The organism is Bacillus sp. LH1, assembly GCF_057924895.1.
The window spans coordinates 4,201,951-4,220,616 of record NZ_CM175007.1 but is presented as its reverse complement, the minus strand read 5'-3'; the positions used below and the strand labels follow the sequence as shown (position 1 = coordinate 4,220,616).

Genomic DNA, 18,666 nt, shown 5'->3' with positions numbered 1-18,666 from the left:
ATTGCGAATAATAAAGGGAAGGTGATTACCGCACACCAATAAGAAACCCGGGGCTTATTGCGTGGCGTTTAATATAAATAAAGGGACGGGTTATAAAGCCTGTTCCTTTGTACTTGTAAAACAAAAGCTAGGGCATTAGTATAAATATATATTGCCAAGTTAGGGAGTAGGAAAAAGTATGAGTGATATACATAAAAAAATTAAAAAGAAACAGTTTGCTCCGTTATATTTACTATATGGAACGGAAGCTTTTTTTATAAATGAAACGATAAAGCTTATTACGACAGAAGCACTTGAAGAAGAAGATCGAGAGTTTAATGTTGTGACATACGATTTAGAAGAAGCGTATTTAGAAGATGTGGTTGAGGATGCGCGTACGCTTCCTTTCTTCGGAGAACGGAAAGTACTGTTAATAAAATCACCGCTATTTTTGACTTCGCAAAAAGAAAAGTTAGAGCAAAATATAAAAATTTTAGAAGAATACATTGGTGAACCTTCTCCATTTTCTATTCTTGTTTTTGTTGCGCCTTACGAAAAACTTGATGAGCGAAAAAAAATTACAAAACTATTAAAGAAAACAGCAGATGTAGTAGAAGCAAATGCGATGCAAATACAGGATGTTCAGAAGTGGATTGTTGCTCGTGCAGATGAAGTGCATGTGCATATTGATAACGCGGCTGTTAGTTTGTTGCTAGAGCTTGTAGGAAGTAATGTAACAATGTTGGCGAAGGAAATGGACAAGTTAACGTTATACGTTGGTATGGGCGGAGAGATTACGACGAAACTTGTTGCAGAGCTTGTACCAAAATCCGTTGAGCAAAATGTATTCGCTTTGACAGAAAAAGTGGTGAAAAAAGATATTGCAGGTGCAATGCAAATTTTGGATGGATTATTTACGCAGCAGGAAGAGCCGATTAAATTGCTTGCGTTATTAGTGAGTCAATTCCGCTTGTTGTATCAAGTGAAAGAGCTACAGCAACGTGGTTATGGACAAAATCAAATTGCGTCTCATATTGGTGTACATCCGTATCGCGTGAAGTTGGCAATGAATCAAACGAAGTTTTTCTCTTTTGAAGAATTAAAAAAAGTGATTATAGAATTAGCGGAAGCTGATTATAGTATGAAGACGGGAAAGATGGATAAGAAACTTGTGCTCGAGTTTTTCTTAATGCGATTAAATCATATGTGATGACACAAAAAAGTTCATGTACTAAGTACATGAACTTTTTTGTATATAAAAAAACGATCCAAATGGATCGTTTTTTAAACGCCTTACGCGTTTACTTGTTTCGCTAAGCGAGATTTTTGACGAGCTGCAGCGTTTTGGTGGATAAGACCTTTACGAGCTGCTTTGTCAAGTTTTTTAGAAGCAGTTTTGAAAGCTTCTTTAGCATTTTCAAGATCGTTATTAGTAACTAAAGCTTCTACAGTTTTAACAGCAGAACGCATGTCAGACTTGATAGAAGCGTTATGTGCACGACGCTCTTCGCTAAGTTTAGCGCGTTTGATAGCAGATTTGATGTTTGCCATACTTTTCACCTCCCTGGTGCAATCGAATGACTCGATTCTTACATAGAACAAGTGATATTCTATCAAACGGTGAAGAGAATTGCAATAGTATATCCATGAAATTTCACGTAAAGGAAAGAATGACCTTATATAACTTTGGGAAATCTAACGATATTTACTATGAATTACGGAGGAGATACGATGAAAGAACCATTAGATTTAAGTAAATATAGCATTAGAACTGACCTTGCTGTAGAAGCCCATCAAATGTTGCAAGAAAGCCAAGAGGAACAAAAAGGGATACAGGGAGTTATTGTAAAAGAGAGAGAAGAAGAGGGGACTATAATTACAAAAGTAACAATTGATGAAGCTGCCTCTGAAGCGATGGGTAAAAAGCCTGGAAATTATTTAACGCTTGAAGTTCAAGGTATACGTCAGCAAGATACAGAACTTCAACAAAAAGTGGAGCGTATTTTTGCAAAAGAATTTTCTAATTTCTTAGAAGAGGTTGGCGTTACAAAAGAAGCAAGCTGTTTAATTGTAGGTCTTGGGAATTGGAATGTAACACCAGATGCTCTTGGACCGATAGTTGTAGAAAATGTATTAGTAACGAGACATTTGTTTCAATTACAGCCTGAAAGTGTAGAAGAAGGGTTTAGGCCTGTTAGTGCAATTCGGCCGGGGGTAATGGGAATTACAGGGATCGAAACGAGCGATGTTATTTATGGGATTATTGAGAAGACGAACCCGGACTTTGTAATTGCGATTGACGCATTAGCTGCCCGTTCTATTGAACGAGTAAATAGCACGATACAAATTTCTGATACTGGAATTCATCCCGGATCGGGGGTTGGGAATAAACGTAAAGAACTAAGTAAAGACACATTAGGTATCCCTGTAATCGCGATTGGTGTTCCGACTGTGGTCGATGCTGTTTCGATTACAAGTGATACGATTGATTTTATTTTGAAACATTTCGGCCGAGAGATGAAAGAAGGAAATAAACCTTCACGCTCTTTGTTACCAGCGGGATTTTCATTTGGAGAAAAGAAAAAATTAACGGAAGAAGATATGCCGGATGAAAAGAGCAGAAATATGTTTTTAGGTGCTGTTGGCACGTTGGAAGAAGAAGAAAAAAGAAGGCTGATTTATGAAGTGCTATCTCCTCTTGGTCATAATTTAATGGTAACCCCAAAAGAAGTAGATACTTTTATTGAGGATATGGCGAATGTAATAGCGAGTGGTTTAAATGCGGCGCTGCATCATCAAATTGATCAAGATAATACGGGAGCATATACACATTGAGGGGAACAGATGATTATCGTTTGAGTCGCTTTACGATTTTGTGTATATGTAGTGTGGCTTTATGTTTACTTATGATGATAGCAGGAGTGGCACTTGCTAATCATGGTTTGAAAAGTATGAAAGGCTATCAGCAACTGTCATATGAACAAATAGCTCATATGACAGGGACAGAAAGTACAGGTGCTGAATCAGAAATTTTGGGTAGCTCGTTTTCGGCCTCAGAAAAACAACAACAGTTAGAACGTTTAAGAAGTTTTAATGTTGTAGAAGGAATTGGGATGGCAGTAGCAAGTGTAGCTTATGAAATGACGAAGTTCGGAACGGATATCGTTGTTGGGAAAATAAAAGGAATTTTTAGCTAAGAGTAACATGGGAGGCGGTTGTTTTACTGGTTTGTAAGACAGCCGTTTTAAAATTTGAAAAGGGTTTGTCTCTTATGGTTTATTCGCATAAGATATAGATAGAATGATTTGTATCGTAAGCAGCACGAGTTTTCATTGAATCTTTGTTGCTCTATTGATATAATCAGTGCTAGTGTATATTGGCGAGACTATTAGGAGTTGAGAACATAGATGAATAAAGAAGAAAGAGCAAAAAGACAGTCCAAAATTCGTAATTTCTCTATTATTGCTCATATTGACCACGGAAAATCAACGTTAGCAGACCGTATTTTAGAGAAAACAAACGCGTTAACACAACGTGAAATGAAAGCTCAGTTGCTTGACTCTATGGATTTAGAGCGTGAGCGTGGTATTACAATCAAATTAAACGCAGTACAATTAAACTATAAAGCAAAAGATGGTGAAGAGTATATTCTTCATTTAATTGATACACCAGGACACGTCGACTTTACGTACGAAGTATCTCGTAGTTTAGCGGCTTGTGAAGGCGCGATTCTTGTAGTAGATGCAGCGCAAGGTATTGAAGCGCAAACGTTAGCAAACGTATACTTAGCGCTTGATAATAATTTGGAAATTTTACCAGTTATTAATAAAATCGACTTACCGAGTGCGGATCCAGAACGTGTACGTCAAGAGGTAGAAGATGTAATTGGTTTAGATGCATCAGAAGCGGTACTTGCTTCTGCGAAAGCTGGAATTGGTATTGAAGAAATTTTAGAACAAATTGTTGAAAAAGTACCAGCTCCGTCGGGTGATTCAGAAGAGCCATTACAATGTATGATTTTCGACTCTTTATATGATCCGTACCGCGGTGTAATTGCTTATATCCGTGTTGTAAATGGAACAGTAAAAGTTGGCGATAAAGTACGTATGATGGCAACGGGTAAAGAATTTGAAGTAACAGAAGTAGGTGTATTTACACCGAAAACTACGCAACGTGACGAGTTAACAGTAGGTGATGTAGGTTTCTTAGCAGCATCGATTAAAAATGTTGGTGACACACGTGTTGGTGATACGATTACACATGCGAAACGTCCAGCTGCAGAGCCGTTAGCAGGTTACCGTAAGTTAAACCCGATGGTATTCTGTGGTCTGTATCCAATTGACTCTGCTCGTTATAACGATTTACGTGATGCATTAGAAAAATTAGAGTTAAACGATTCTGCTCTTGAGTTTGAACCAGAAACATCTCAAGCGCTAGGATTTGGTTTCCGTTGTGGTTTCTTAGGGCTTCTTCACATGGAAATCATTCAAGAACGTATTGAACGTGAATTTAAGATTGACTTAATTACAACAGCGCCAAGCGTTATTTATAAAGTTTATTTAACTAACGGTGAAGATGTTATTGTTGATAACCCATCTAATATGCCAGATCCACAGTCTATCGATCGTGTAGAAGAGCCGTTTGTGAAGGCTTCAATTATGGTTCCGAATGACTATGTTGGAGCTGTAATGGAGATTTGCCAAGGTAAACGTGGAACGTTTATTGATATGCAATATTTAGATGAAACGCGTGTTACATTAACATATGAAATCCCGTTATCAGAAATCGTATATGACTTCTTCGATCAATTGAAATCAAATACGAAAGGGTATGCATCATTTGACTACGAGTTAATTGGCTATAAGCCATCTAAACTTGTGAAAATGGATATTCTTTTAAATAATGAACAAGTGGATGCTTTATCATTTATCGTACACCGTGATTCAGCGTATGACCGTGGTAAAGTAATCGTAGAGAAATTAAAAGAATTAATTCCGAGACAACAGTTCGAAGTGCCAATTCAGGCGACTATCGGAAATAAAGTTGTAGCACGTTCTACAATTAAAGCGATGCGTAAAAACGTACTTGCAAAATGTTACGGCGGTGACATTTCTCGTAAGCGTAAACTTCTTGATAAGCAAAAAGAAGGTAAAAAACGTATGAAGTCTGTTGGCTCTGTAGAAGTACCGCAAGAGGCATTCATGGCTGTACTGAAAATGGATGACAACTAATATTTGAAATAAAAAAGAAGTCGTTTGTGCGGCTTCTTTTTTCTGTATAATTACTTTTTAGACATCTGAGCAGCTCTCATTTACAATAATGAGAGAGCTTTTTAGTTCATATAGAGTTAGGAGATTGTTAATGTCCGAAAATATTCGAAAAGATATTCAAGATAAAATACAAAATGGTAATTTTAATTGTGAAAAGGAATTGACGCTTTCTATTATTAGTGGAAAGTGGAAAGTTGTGATACTGTGGCATCTTGGTGTGGAAGGGCCGCATCGTTTCAGTGAATTACAACGGTTATTCCCAAGCATTTCTCATAAAGTTTTGTCGAACCAATTAAAAGAGTTAATGGAAGATGGGATTGTTGATCGGACAGTATATCCCGAAATTCCTCCTCGCGTTGAGTATTATATGACGGAACTAGGCATGTCACTTTTACCGATCGTTGAAATGATGTATGATTGGGGAAAAATGCGAATGGAACAAATTCGTAATACGTTAGAGAAGTAGAGAACCCTCCGGAGTGCGGAGGTTTTCTTTTTAGAAAGGTAGGAGTTATATTTGGTACAAGCTGCATACATTCATATTCCATTTTGTCAGCACATTTGTCACTATTGTGATTTTAATAAAGTGTTTATTGAACGCCAACCGGTTGATCAATATTTAGATTATTTAGAGAAGGAAATAATAAATACGGTTCAAAAAGTTCCATTTGATAGTATGAAAACGATTTTTGTGGGTGGGGGAACTCCGACAGCGTTAAATATGGAACAGACAAAAAAATTACTCGAGATTATTAATCGTCATTTGCGTCCGTTCGCCCCGAATTGTGAATTAACATTTGAAGCGAATCCAGGAGATTTACCGAAAGAGAAGCTAAATGTACTGCTAGAAGGTGGAGTAAATCGAATTAGTTTTGGTGTGCAAACGTTCCGTGATGAACTTCTTGAGAAGATCGGGCGCAAGCATACGAGGGAAGATGCATTCCTCGCGATTCGAGAGGCACAGGAAGTAGGCTTTAAAAATATTAATGTAGATATTATTTATGCTTTGCCAGGACAGACGATAGAAGATGTAAAAGAAACATTAGATATTGCTTTTACGCTTGGTGTACAACATTTCTCGGCATATTCATTAATTGTGGAGCCAAAAACAGTGTTTTATAACTTAATGAACAAAGGAAAATTACGTCTTCCGGGTGAAGACCATGAAGCGAAAATGTATGAAATAGTAATGGATGAAATGGAGAAACACGGTTATAACCAGTATGAAATTAGTAATTTCTCAAAAGGTGACAATAAAAGTAGACATAATCTCACATACTGGAATAATGAAGAGTATTATGGATTTGGAGCTGGAGCTCATAGTTATGTGAACGGAGAACGTATTCAAAATGTTGGTCCTCTGAAGCAATATTTTAATAAAATTGATGAAACAGGATTTCCGTATTTAGATGTTCACAAAGTGACGGAGAAAGAAAGAATGGAAGAAGAGCTGTTCTTAGGGCTTCGAAAAACAAAAGGTGTTTCTAAAACGGCGTTCCGCAATAAATTTAATGTAGAGATGGATCAAGTTTTCGCGAAGCAGTTACAAAGCAACCAAGAGCAGGGATTGCTTGAAGAGGAAGATGGACATGTGCGTTTAACGCGAAAAGGAAAATTATTAGGGAATGAAGTATTCCAATCATTTTTGATTGACTAATTAAATGTTCCATAGGCGTGAAAAAGTTTCATTATTTCGTGACGTTTCCGTTGACAATTGAATGTCAATTTTGGTAAGTTATTAATAGATTTAGCACTCAAAGACAAAGAGTGCTAACAGAGGTGATGATGAGATGCTTACGGAACGTCAGCTCTTAATTTTACAAACAATTATTGATGACTTTATTGGATCAGCGCAGCCCGTTGGGTCTAGAACGTTGGCTAAAAAAGATGAAATCACATTTAGTTCAGCTACTATTCGAAATGAAATGGCGGACTTAGAAGAATTAGGCTTTATTGAAAAAACGCACAGTTCTTCTGGACGTGTTCCTTCTGAGAAAGGCTACCGATTTTATGTAGACCATCTTTTAGCGCCGCAAAACTTACCGAACGCTGAAATTGTACAAATTAAAGATTTATTTGCTGAAAGAATTTTTGAAGCGGAAAAAATTGCACAGCAATCTGCTCAAATTTTATCAGAACTTACGAATTATACGGCAATTGTTCTTGGACCGAAGTTAAGTACAAATAAACTTAAAAATGTACAAATTGTGCCGCTTGATCGTCAAACTGCAGTCGCTATTATTGTAACCGATACAGGGCATGTACAAAGTAAAACGATTACCGTTCCGGAATCTGTTGATTTATCAGATTTAGAAAAAATGGTTAATATTTTAAATGAAAAGCTATCTGGCGTACCGATGGAAGAACTTCATAATAAAATCTTTAAGGAAATTGTTACAGTTTTACGTGGGTATGTTCATAATTACGATAGTGCAATAAAAATGTTGGATGGTACATTTCAAGTTCCGTTATCGGAAAAGATATACTTTGGAGGAAAAGCAAATATGCTTTCGCAGCCAGAGTTCCATGACATTCAAAAGGTTAGATCTTTACTTACCATGATTGATAATGAAGCCGAATTTTATGACATTTTGCGTCATAAACAAGTCGGGATTCAAGTGAAAATTGGTAGGGAAAACTCTTCGACGGCTATGGAGGATTGTAGTTTAATTTCTGCAACATATTCGATCGGCGAAGAGCAACTTGGAACAATTGCTATTTTAGGTCCTACGAGAATGCAATATTCTCGTGTAATTAGTTTGTTACAGTTATTTACGAGACAATTTACTGATGGGCTTAAAAAGTAAATGAGAGTAATACATTCGCTCAAGTGATGAAATTTTCATTGCTGTGTGTAATATATAATGCTTAGGTAATCATGCTATGCATGATACCTAATACCTTTTAAGGAGGTGAATATTGTGGAAGAGCGTAACGAACAAGTGGTAGAAGAAGTAAAAGAAGCGCAAGTTGAAGAAGCTGTCACGCCAGAAAACAGTGAAGAAACTGTAGAAGAAAAAAGTGAGGCTGCTCTTTTACAAGAAAAAGTAGATGAGTTACAAGCGAAACTAACGGAAACGGAAGGTCGCACATTACGTCTACAAGCTGATTTTGAAAATTATAAGCGCCGTGTCCAAATGGATAAACAGGCTGCTGAAAAATATAGAGCACAAAGTCTAGTTTCAGACATCTTGCCAGCTCTTGATAATTTTGAAAGAGCAATGCAAGTGGAAGCGACTGATGAGCAAACGAAATCATTGTTACAAGGTATGGAGATGGTGCATCGTCAATTGTTAGAAGCGCTGACTAAAGAAGGTGTGGAAGTGATTGAAGCTGTTGGTAAACAGTTTGATCCTAATGAACACCAAGCTATTATGCAAGTGGAAGATAGTGAATTTGAATCAAACGCGGTTGTGGAAGAATTCCAAAAAGGTTATAAATTAAAAGACCGTGTGATTCGCCCATCAATGGTAAAAGTAAATCAATAATTTACATAAAACTAGGAGGATTCGCCATGAGTAAAATTATCGGTATTGACTTAGGTACAACAAACTCTTGTGTAGCTGTTATGGAAGGTGGAGAACCAAAGGTTATCCCAAATCCAGAAGGGAACCGTACAACACCTTCTGTTGTAGCTTTCAAAAATGAAGAACGTCAAGTTGGGGAAGTTGCAAAGCGCCAAGCAATTACAAACCCAAATACAATCATGTCTGTTAAACGTCATATGGGTACAGACTACAAAGTAGAAGTTGAAGGTAAAGATTATACACCTCAAGAAATTTCTGCAATCATTTTACAAAATTTAAAAGCTTCTGCTGAAGCATACTTAGGTGAAACAGTAACGAAAGCTGTTATTACAGTACCTGCATACTTCAACGATGCAGAGCGTCAAGCAACGAAAGATGCTGGTCGTATCGCTGGTTTAGAAGTTGAGCGTATCATTAACGAGCCAACAGCAGCAGCACTTGCTTACGGTTTAGAAAAACAAGACGAAGAACAAAAAATCTTAGTATATGACTTAGGTGGCGGTACATTTGACGTATCTATCCTTGAGTTAGCAGACGGCACATTCGAAGTTATTTCAACTGCTGGTGACAACCGTCTTGGTGGCGATGACTTTGACCAAGTTATCATCGATCACTTAGTAACTGAGTTCAAAAAAGAAAATAACATTGATTTAAGCCAAGATAAAATGGCGCTTCAACGCTTGAAAGATGCAGCTGAAAAAGCGAAAAAAGATCTTTCTGGTGTAACACAAACTCAAATTTCATTACCATTCATTAGTGCTGGAGCTGCTGGTCCATTACACTTAGAATTAACGTTAACAAGAGCGAAATTCGAAGAGCTTTCAGCAGGTCTTGTTGAAAGAACATTAGAGCCAACTCGTCGTGCATTAAAAGACGCTGGTTTTGCTCCAAGCGAATTAGATAAAGTTATTCTTGTTGGTGGATCTACTCGTATCCCAGCTGTACAAGAAGCTATTAAACGTGAAACTGGTAAAGAGCCATATAAAGGTGTAAACCCTGATGAAGTTGTAGCATTAGGTGCTGCAGTTCAAGGTGGCGTACTTACTGGTGATGTAGAAGGCGTTCTATTATTAGACGTAACTCCACTTTCTTTAGGTATTGAAACTATGGGTGGCGTGTTCACGAAATTAATCGAGCGTAACACTACAATTCCAACAAGTAAGTCACAAGTATTCTCGACAGCTGCCGATAATCAACCAGCAGTAGACATTCACGTATTACAAGGTGAGCGTCCGATGTCAGCTGACAACAAAACGTTAGGTCGTTTCCAATTAACTGACCTTCCACCAGCACCACGTGGTATTCCACAAATCGAAGTAACATTCGATATTGATGCGAACGGTATCGTTAACGTACGTGCGAAAGACTTAGGAACAAGCAAAGAGCAAGCTATTACAATCCAATCTTCTTCAGGTCTTTCTGATGAAGAAGTAGAACGTATGGTACAAGAAGCGGAAGCAAATGCTGACGCTGACCAAAAACGTAAGGAAGAAGTTGAACTTCGTAATGAAGCTGACCAACTTGTATTCCAAACAGACAAAGTTGTAAAAGATTTAGAAGGTAAAGTAGATGCAGCTGAAGTTGCAAAAGCAACAGAAGCGAAAGAAGCATTACAAGCTGCAATCGAGAAAAACGAGCTTGAAGAAATTCGTGCGAAAAAAGATGCTTTACAAGAAATCGTACAACAATTAACTGTTAAATTATACGAGCAAGCTCAAGCAGCTGCTGGTCAAGCAGAAGGTGCGCAAGGTGCACAAGACGCTGGCGCGAAGAAAGACAATGTAGTTGACGCTGAGTTTGAAGAAGTAAAAGAAGACAAGTAATTCAACTGTAAACATAATAAGTAAGATGACAAAAAGTCAAAGTCAAGCGTGCCTTGACTTTGGCTTTTTTCACGAATGAGAAGCGATGTGTGAGGATCTTAAGTTTTTCGCTTTGCATACTGTAAGTGAGGAAACTTTGTTGCAAAGCACTTTCTTTCGGTGTTAAAATTACGTTTATGTGAAAGATTCGGGGGTTGTAAATTTATGAGTAAACGAGACTATTATGAGGTCCTTGGACTTAGCAAGGGCGCTTCAACAGATGAAATAAAAAAAGCGTATCGTCGTTTGGCTAAAAAATACCATCCAGACGTAAGCAAAGAAGAAAATGCAATTGAAAAGTTTAAAGAAGTACAAGAAGCATACGAAGTGTTAAGTGATGATCAAAAGCGTGCGCAGTACGATCAATTTGGTCATGCTGGTGCAAATCAAGGATTCGGTGGATTTGGCGGCGGAGGAGACTTCGGTGGTGGCTTCGGTTTTGAAGATATATTTAGTTCTTTCTTTGGCGGTGGCGGCGGCAGACGTCGTGATCCAAATGCTCCGCGCCAAGGCGCTGACTTACAATATCAAGTCACTTTAGATTTTGAAGAAGCTATTTTTGGTAAGGAATTAAATGTGGAAATTCCAGTAGAAGATCCATGTGATACTTGTAAAGGTAGTGGAGCAAAACCAGGAACTTCAAAAGAAACATGTAAACATTGTTCAGGTTCTGGTCAAGTGAGTGTTGAACAAAACACACCGTTTGGTCGTATCGTAAACCGTCAAGCTTGTGGTCATTGTTCAGGAACTGGACAAATTATTAAAGAAAAATGTACGACATGTCACGGTTCAGGTAAAGTTCGTAAACGTAAAAAAATTAATGTTAAAATTCCAGCGGGTATTGATAATGGTCAACAAATTCGTGTGTCTGGAAAAGGTGAAGCCGGCGTAAATGGCGGACCAGCAGGAGACTTATATGTTGTTGTTCATGTAAGAAATCATGAATTCTTCGAGCGTGAAGGAGACCACATTATTTGCGAAATGCCATTAACATTTGCACAAATGGCACTTGGTGCTGAAGTGGAAGTTCCTACTGTTCATGGTAAAGTGAAGCTGAAAATCCCAGCAGGAACACAAACTGGAACAGAGTTCCGCTTAAAAGGAAAAGGTGCTCCGAACGTACGTGGATACGGTCAAGGAGATCAATATGTAGTCGTTCGTGTTGTTGTACCGACGAAATTGACTTCACAGCAAAAAGATTTATTACGTGAATTTGCAGGACAAGAAGAGCAGGATGATAGTTTATTCGGAAAGCTTAAACGTGCTTTCAAAGGGGAATAATGGAAATAAAAAATGGAGTTGGTAAATTGTGAAATGGTCAGAAATTAGTATTCATACAACAGAAGAAGCAGTAGAAGCTGTCTCTCATATTTTACATGAAGCTGGTGCTAGCGGAGTTGCGATTGAGGATCCAGCGGAGTTAACGAAAGAGCGCGAGCAACAATATGGTGAAATTTATGCATTGAATCCAGATGAATATCCGGCGGAAGGTGTATTAATAAAAGCATATTTCCCGCAAACCGATTCTTTACATGAAACGATTGCAGGTGTAAAATCATCTATTGATGTGCTTCCATCTTACGACATCGAAATTGGTACTGGAAATATTACCGTTAACGAAGTCAATGAAGAAGATTGGGCTACTGCTTGGAAAAAATATTACCATCCAGTACAAATTTCTGATACATTCACAATCGTACCGACTTGGGAAGAATATACACCATCTTCTCCTGATGAAAAAATCATTGAATTAGACCCGGGTATGGCGTTTGGTACAGGAACTCATCCAACAACAACGATGTGTATCCGTGCTTTAGAAAAAACAGTACAGCCAGGTGACGCTATTATTGATGTAGGAACAGGTTCTGGTGTACTTAGTATTGCAGCAGCAAAATTAGGTGCGTCTTCTGTTCAAGCGTATGATTTAGATCCGGTTGCGGTTGAAAGTGCAGAAATGAATGTACGTTTAAATAAAACAGATGATATCGTGTCTGTTGGACAAAATAGCCTTTTAGAAGGTATTGAAGGTCCTGTTGATTTAATCGTAGCTAACTTATTAGCAGAAATTATTCTATTATTCCCTGAAGATGCAGCAAGAGTTGTGAAGTCAGGTGGATTATTTATTACATCGGGCATTATTGCTGCGAAGGAAAAAGTAATTTCTGAGGCGCTAGAAAAAGCTGGATTTACAATTGAAGAAGTGTTACGAATGGAAGATTGGGTAGCAATTATTGCACGAAATGCGTAATATAGATTTTAGTCTATAATGAAAAGGGGAGTCTCTCACTATAAGGTGAGGGACTTGCCGTTTGTTATATGAAAAATGATAACGTTTCGTTCTTTTCGTAAGTGTTGACTTACGAAAGGAACGAAACTCTACTAAGGTGATTATATGCAACGTTATTTTGTAGAAGAGAAATATGTAAATGAGACAAGTATTCGCATTGTAGGTGATGACGTACATCATATCGCAAGAGTGATGCGTATGTCAGCTGGTGATCAGATTTATTGCTGTGTAAATGGAAAAACAGCAGTATGTTCAATTGATGAAATTACCAGTGAATTTATTAATACGGCTATTGTAGAATGGGTAGAGGCGTCAAGTGAACTTCCTGTTTTCGTGACGATTGCAAGTGGACTGCCAAAAGGAGACAAGCTAGAGTTAATTTTTCAAAAAGGAACTGAGCTTGGGGCAGCTGCATTCTTACCATTTCAAGCATCTCGCTCTATCGTAAAATGGGATGCGAAAAAAGCTGATAAAAAAGTTGAGCGTTTAAGAAAAATTGTGAAAGAAGCTGCGGAACAATCACATAGAAGTGAAATTCCAGAAGTACATGCTCCAGCATCATTTAAGCAATTGCTTTCAATGAGTGGTGAGTATGATGCTTGTCTTGTTGCTTACGAAGAGGAAGCAAAACAAGGCGAGAAATCTAATTTTGCGAAAGCTTTAACGACAATGAAACCAGGTCAAAAGCTATTGATTGTATTTGGCCCAGAAGGCGGTTTAGCTGAGGAAGAGATTACAGCGCTTCGTGAACATAAATTTGTACCATGTAGTTTAGGACCAAGAATTTTAAGAACAGAAACGGCGCCGTTATACGCGTTAAGTGCTGCTTCGTATCATTTTGAATTGATGGGGTGATGATCAATGTCAACTGTTGCGTTCCATACGTTAGGTTGTAAAGTAAACCACTATGAAACAGAAGCCATTTGGCAATTGTTTAAACAAGGTGGTTATGAAAGAACAGAATATGAAAAGAAAGCTGATGTATATGTTATTAACACATGTACAGTAACGAATACTGGGGACAAAAAAAGCCGTCAAGTAATCAGACGTGCTGTGCGTCAAAATCCAGATGCAGTTATTTGTGTAACGGGATGTTATGCACAAACATCTCCAGCTGAAATTATGGCGATCCCGGGTGTGGATATTGTAGTTGGTACACAGGATCGTGAAAAGATGTTAGGTTACATCGAAGAATTCCGTAAAGAGCGTCAACCAATTAATGCTGTCCGCAATATTATGAAAACACGTGTGTACGAAGAACTTGATGTACCTTATTTCACGGATCGTACACGTGCGTCTTTAAAAATACAAGAGGGTTGCAATAACTTCTGTACATTCTGTATCATTCCTTGGGCGCGCGGTTTAATGCGTTCTCGTGATGGAAAAGAAGTTATTAAACAAGCGCAACAATTAGTGGATGCAGGCTATAAAGAAATCGTATTAACGGGTATTCATACAGGTGGATACGGCGAAGACATAAAAGATTATAACTTAGCTGGATTACTTCGTGATATGGAAGCGGAAGTAGGCGGATTAAAACGTCTTCGTATTTCTTCTATTGAAGCGAGTCAAATTTCAGATGAAGTAATTGAAGTGTTAGATAAATCTGAAGTAGTTGTACGCCACTTGCATATTCCGTTGCAATCTGGTTCTAATACTGTATTAAAACGTATGCGTCGTAAATATACGATGGAATTCTTCCAAGAGCGTTTAGATCGTTTGAAAGAAGCGTTACCAGGCCTTGCGATTACATCTGACGTAATCGTTGGTTTCCCAGGTGAAACAGAAGAAGAATTCATGGAAACATACAATTTCATTAAAGAGAACCGCTTCTCTGAGTTACATGTGTTCCCTTACTCAAAACGTACAGGAACACCTGCAGCGCGCATGGAAGATCAAGTTCCTGAAGATGTGAAGAACGATCGTGTTCATCGTTTAATTGAGCTATCTAATCAATTAGCGAAAGAGTACGCATCAGCGTTTGAAGGTGAAGTGCTTGAAATCATTCCGGAAGAGCAATTTAAAGAGGGCGACCGTGAAGGGTTATATGTAGGTTATACAGATAACTACTTGAAAATTGTATTTGAAGGATCAGAAGAATTAATTGGTAAGCTAGTGAAAGTGAAAATTACGAAAGCTGGTTATCCATATAACGAAGCGCAATTTGTTCGTGTTCTTGAAGATGATGTGAAAAAAGAATCAGCTAGCGCATAAAAAGAGCGTGCAACCGGAAACGGTTTGCATGCTTTCTTTATTTGAAGCGGTTAAGTAATAGAAGGTGGGGAGGCGTTTCATGCATCCCTGTATGAAAAAAGATGAAATGATAAAAATATAGTTGTCTTCATCAGTGAAGGATACTAGTTATTTGCATAACTTTTGAAAAGGAAATGCTTCTATTCTTCTTTTATTCTGCCAAATAGTTGACCTGAAGTGATAAAATGTATTATAATCGTAAAAGACATGCTGAAGAAGTGTTTCTTTTTGCATGCTGAAGTTAGTATGTAAGTGTGATGTTTCGGAGGGAGGGAAAGAGAATGTCAAAAACAGTCGTTCGTAAAAACGAGTCTTTGGAGGATGCACTTCGCCGTTTTAAAAGATCGGTTTCTAAAACTGGTACACTTGCTGAAGCAAGAAAGCGCGAGTTTTATGAAAAACCAAGTGTAAAACGTAAGAAGAAATCTGAAGCGGCAAGAAAGCGTAAATTCTAAGAGAGGGTGTAAGTTATGAGTCTTCTCGGTCGTTTAAACGATGATATGAAACAAGCGATGAAGAATAAACAAAAAGAAAAATTAACCGTTATTCGTATGGTTAAGGCTGCTTTACAAAATGAAGGTATTAAACTGCAACATACTCTTACTGAAGAAGAGGAAATAACAGTTTTAGCTCGTGAAGTAAAACAGTATAAGGACTCCCTCCTTGAATTTAAAAAAGCTGGTCGTGAAGACCTTGTTAATAAACTGCAAAGTGAAATTCAGATTTTAAGCGCATATTTGCCAGAGCAATTAACTGAAGAAGAACTAGTTGATGTAATCAAGCAAGTTATTTCTGAAGTTGGTGCGACTTCTAAAGCAGATATGGGTAAGGTGATGACTGCTGTTATGCCGAAAGTAAAAGGTAAAACAGACGGATCACTTGTGAATAAGCTGGTTATCCAGCTATTAGCATAAAAAAACGTCTCATTTCGTATGAGACGTTTTTTTATTGTTCTGATTAAGGAGAAACGCTATATTGCTTAAAAAGCGTTTCTGTAAGTGATAAAAACCCCTCTAGTTAAAGTTTCAATTTATTATTTCCTTGTATAATTCCGATTCTACACCTATTCTTACTTCCTTGACTAAAACTTCTTTCGCGAATAAAAGCTAAGTACCGAGCCTTCTGAAACTCAGATTGAAGTTTTATAGCTTGCTCTTCAGCATAATCCTCAAAGGTAACGAAAGAGATTCTAACTATTTTAGATTTTGCATCAGTTGCATAAAATGGCTGGATATTACTGTCGGTAACTTGTTTTATAACATTCAAAACTTCTTGACCAAAGCCGATTTCCTTTCGTATTTCCTCATTTATTAATTCATTTTTTAATGAACCCTAATATTTTTTGAAATTCATATAACAACCATCTATAAAATATTCTTACTTACAACGTAACATTCAGAGTGAAGAAATTTTCTTTTTTTTGATTTTATCCCGCATTAACGGGTAGCCCGATTGGTGAGGATTGATTATAGTTTTACTTTATCTCAGTTGTCCAATAAATGACAACTACTTATTCTATGGTCAGTATGTCACGTCCAGAACGAATTGTAACAGGTTTTTTCAAGTTTCCCACTTCTCGCTAGGCTCAATTTCTTAATGTAACTTGTACTGATATCCTGTAGGGGCGCATATTCTTGTATTAATACTTCTATTATTAAAGGTAACATCCTCTGATCCATCATTGTCCTGACAAATATGATTTCATATAGCGACTGTTTTAATTAACATGATATGAACTCTTGCAGAATATAGTTATGTTAGTGAAGTCGTTATAACACGATAGGCACTTGTGAAGAAATACATATATATGGGATGAGAGGGGGTCTTTCGAGATGAAGAAATTAGAACAAATGAAAAATTGGTTGACAAAACAAGTAGACCTACCAGTGGATGTATTAATGGATCTACCTCGGATTACTCTTGTTGGGCAAATACATATTTATATAGAAAATCATCGGGGGTTATTAGTGTTTTCAGATAAAGAAGTGCGATTGCTTTTAAAACACGGTCAATTATTAATTAAAGGACAATCCTTTGTTATTAAAACGATTCTTCCAGAAGAGCTTTTACTCGAGGGGATAATTGAGCAAGTAACATTTTTAGAAAATGAAAAAAAAGGTGATTGAAGTGAAACTTCCATTTGTGAAGTTTTTCTTCTTTATCCTGTAAAAGTTCCGTTGATAGAGACTGATTACAGTTTTACTCTGTTTTATTTTAGTACGAGCTATTTTAATGCTTCAAATAAAAAGTAGTATATCTACTTTTAGAAAGGTAGTGAAGGTGGTAAATGAAAAATAAATGGTTTATAAAGTGGCTTGGATATGTAAAAGTGCGAATTGAAGGTAGAGGAGCGGAACGGTTTGTTAATGAATGTGTACGGAGGAATTTATTAGTTTGGGATGTTAAAAAGATAGCTGATGAAACGTTAGTTTTTTGTATGTTGTTACGCGATGTGAAAAAAATAAAACCAATTTATAGAAAAAATGAATGTAAATTATATTTTATTGGACGTTATGGTTTTCCTTTTTGGAATAAACGTTTAATTAAAAACAGTGGATTTTTAATTGGTTTTTTAATTTTCTTTTTTGGTGTGATTGCAATGTCAAATATGGTTTGGAAAATTGAAATTACAGGAGCTAAACCTGAAACAGAATATATATTGATGAAAGAATTGGATAAAATGGGTATTAAAAAAGGGAAACTACAATTTCAAATGCCGAATGTAGAAGATGTACAACGCCATTTGACAGATAATATTAATGCCATTACTTGGGCGGGACTAGAAGTAAGGGGAACGACTTATCATTTTAAAATTGTTGAAAAAAACGAACCGAAGAAAGAAAAGGAACAAAGGCCGCAAAATTTAGTAGCAAAAAAAGAAGCGATTATTACAAAAACGTTTGTAGAAGTTGGAAAGCCGGTTGTACTGAAAAATGATCATGTAGAAAAAGGACAGATTCTCGTATCGGGAATATATGGTAATGAGGAAAGTCCGACGATTGTTTCAGCGAAAGGTATTGTATATGGCGAAACGTGGTATACATCTAAGGTGGATGTCCCGTTAAAGACGCAATTCCAAGTGTATACTGGTAATGTATACAATGAACATTTTCTTAAATTCGGGGATACGAAAATAAAAATATGGGGATTTCAGCATGATAAGTATAAACGCTCTCGTACTGAAAGTGTAAAGCATGATGTGAAATTATTTGGTTTTACACTGCCGATTGCATATGAAAAAGATGTTGTGAGAGAAGAGGAAGAAGCGAATCGAGAATATACAGAAAAGCAAGCGCTGAAAGTAGCGAAGGAGATGGCCGAAAAAGAACTAAAGAAAAAATTGGATGAACATGCTATGATTGTAAGTGATAAGATTTTGAGTAAAGAGGTTGAGGCGGATCAACTAAAAGTTACATTGCATTATACTGTGGTTGAAAATATTGCAGAGCCACAACCAATATCCGAATCCGATATTCAAGGAGACTGAG

The 18,666-nt window shown here is 37.2% G+C and carries 18 protein-coding genes; 17 read left to right on the top strand and 1 reads right to left on the bottom strand.

The genetic code is table 11. The annotated features are described in order from the left end of the window. Window positions 1-178: 178 nt before the first annotated feature. Window positions 179-1,189, top strand: coding sequence for a DNA polymerase III subunit delta (gene holA / locus ACX9TM_RS21850; protein WP_001279916.1), 1,011 nt, complete (start codon window positions 179-181; stop codon window positions 1,187-1,189). A gap of 83 nt (window positions 1,190-1,272) precedes the next feature. On the opposite strand, the gene rpsT is transcribed toward holA, so the two are convergent. After that, entirely contained in the window at window positions 1,273-1,530 is a 258-nt protein-coding gene (rpsT, locus tag ACX9TM_RS21845; RefSeq protein WP_001274011.1) for a 30S ribosomal protein S20, read from the bottom strand. 180 nt (window positions 1,531-1,710) lie between these two features. Here rpsT and gpr point away from each other — a divergent pair, with 180 nt between their 5' ends. From gpr to yqfD, 16 genes are all read left to right on the top strand, one after another. Beyond that, entirely contained in the window at window positions 1,711-2,814 is a 1,104-nt protein-coding gene (gene gpr / locus ACX9TM_RS21840) for a GPR endopeptidase (protein WP_000662618.1), read from the top strand. Next, a complete protein-coding gene (locus ACX9TM_RS21835) occupies window positions 2,811-3,176 on the top strand; it encodes a YqxA family protein (protein WP_063220094.1) in 366 nt (121 codons plus the stop codon). Before gpr ends, ACX9TM_RS21835 begins: the two co-directional genes overlap by 4 nt. Before the next feature lie 210 nt (window positions 3,177-3,386). Continuing rightward, window positions 3,387-5,210, top strand: a complete 1,824-nt coding sequence (gene lepA / locus ACX9TM_RS21830; RefSeq protein WP_001030951.1) for an elongation factor 4 — start codon at window positions 3,387-3,389, stop codon at window positions 5,208-5,210. Window positions 5,211-5,340: 130 nt separating this feature from the next. Next, window positions 5,341-5,715 carry a winged helix-turn-helix transcriptional regulator gene (locus ACX9TM_RS21825; protein WP_001293539.1) on the top strand — a complete coding sequence of 125 codons (375 nt, stop codon included), beginning with the start codon at window positions 5,341-5,343 and terminating at the stop codon, window positions 5,713-5,715. A gap of 51 nt (window positions 5,716-5,766) precedes the next feature. Continuing rightward, window positions 5,767-6,906 (top strand): radical SAM family heme chaperone HemW, encoded by a 1,140-nt coding sequence (gene hemW, locus ACX9TM_RS21820; protein WP_000249433.1) that lies wholly within the window; start codon window positions 5,767-5,769, stop codon window positions 6,904-6,906. A gap of 133 nt (window positions 6,907-7,039) precedes the next feature. After that, the gene (gene hrcA, locus ACX9TM_RS21815) at window positions 7,040-8,056 is read left to right on the top strand and encodes a heat-inducible transcriptional repressor HrcA (protein ID WP_000954941.1); all 1,017 of its coding nucleotides are present in this window, start codon (window positions 7,040-7,042) and stop codon (window positions 8,054-8,056) included. Between the two features lie 114 nt (window positions 8,057-8,170). Then, entirely contained in the window at window positions 8,171-8,737 is a 567-nt protein-coding gene (gene grpE / locus ACX9TM_RS21810; protein WP_000392711.1) for a nucleotide exchange factor GrpE, read from the top strand. Window positions 8,738-8,763: 26 nt separating this feature from the next. Further along, window positions 8,764-10,599, top strand: a complete 1,836-nt coding sequence (gene dnaK / locus ACX9TM_RS21805) for a chaperone protein DnaK (protein ID WP_000034704.1) — start codon at window positions 8,764-8,766, stop codon at window positions 10,597-10,599. A 204-nt stretch (window positions 10,600-10,803) separates the two neighbouring features. Beyond that, a complete protein-coding gene (dnaJ, locus tag ACX9TM_RS21800) occupies window positions 10,804-11,919 on the top strand; it encodes a molecular chaperone DnaJ (RefSeq protein ID WP_000043946.1) in 1,116 nt (371 codons plus the stop codon). 28 nt (window positions 11,920-11,947) lie between these two features. Then, window positions 11,948-12,886: a 50S ribosomal protein L11 methyltransferase gene (prmA, locus tag ACX9TM_RS21795; protein ID WP_000872097.1), complete on the top strand. Its 939-nt coding sequence runs from the start codon at window positions 11,948-11,950 to the stop codon at window positions 12,884-12,886. Between the two features lie 144 nt (window positions 12,887-13,030). Next, the gene (locus ACX9TM_RS21790) at window positions 13,031-13,780 is read left to right on the top strand and encodes a 16S rRNA (uracil(1498)-N(3))-methyltransferase (protein ID WP_065382256.1); all 750 of its coding nucleotides are present in this window, start codon (window positions 13,031-13,033) and stop codon (window positions 13,778-13,780) included. Window positions 13,781-13,786: 6 nt separating this feature from the next. After that, window positions 13,787-15,139: a tRNA (N(6)-L-threonylcarbamoyladenosine(37)-C(2))-methylthiotransferase MtaB gene (gene mtaB, locus ACX9TM_RS21785; protein WP_000108680.1), complete on the top strand. Its 1,353-nt coding sequence runs from the start codon at window positions 13,787-13,789 to the stop codon at window positions 15,137-15,139. A 320-nt stretch (window positions 15,140-15,459) separates the two neighbouring features. Then, window positions 15,460-15,633 (top strand): 30S ribosomal protein S21, encoded by a 174-nt coding sequence (gene rpsU, locus ACX9TM_RS21780; protein ID WP_000048061.1) that lies wholly within the window; start codon window positions 15,460-15,462, stop codon window positions 15,631-15,633. Between the two features lie 15 nt (window positions 15,634-15,648). Then, on the top strand, window positions 15,649-16,092 hold the full coding sequence (locus ACX9TM_RS21775) for a GatB/YqeY domain-containing protein (RefSeq protein ID WP_000054562.1): 444 nt from the start codon (window positions 15,649-15,651) through the stop codon (window positions 16,090-16,092). A gap of 918 nt (window positions 16,093-17,010) precedes the next feature. Next, entirely contained in the window at window positions 17,011-17,304 is a 294-nt protein-coding gene (gene yqfC, locus ACX9TM_RS21770; RefSeq protein WP_000732269.1) for a sporulation protein YqfC, read from the top strand. A gap of 161 nt (window positions 17,305-17,465) precedes the next feature. Further along, window positions 17,466-18,665: a sporulation protein YqfD gene (yqfD, locus tag ACX9TM_RS21765; RefSeq protein WP_000792498.1), complete on the top strand. Its 1,200-nt coding sequence runs from the start codon at window positions 17,466-17,468 to the stop codon at window positions 18,663-18,665. The last annotated feature ends 1 nt before the right edge of the window (window position 18,666 follow it).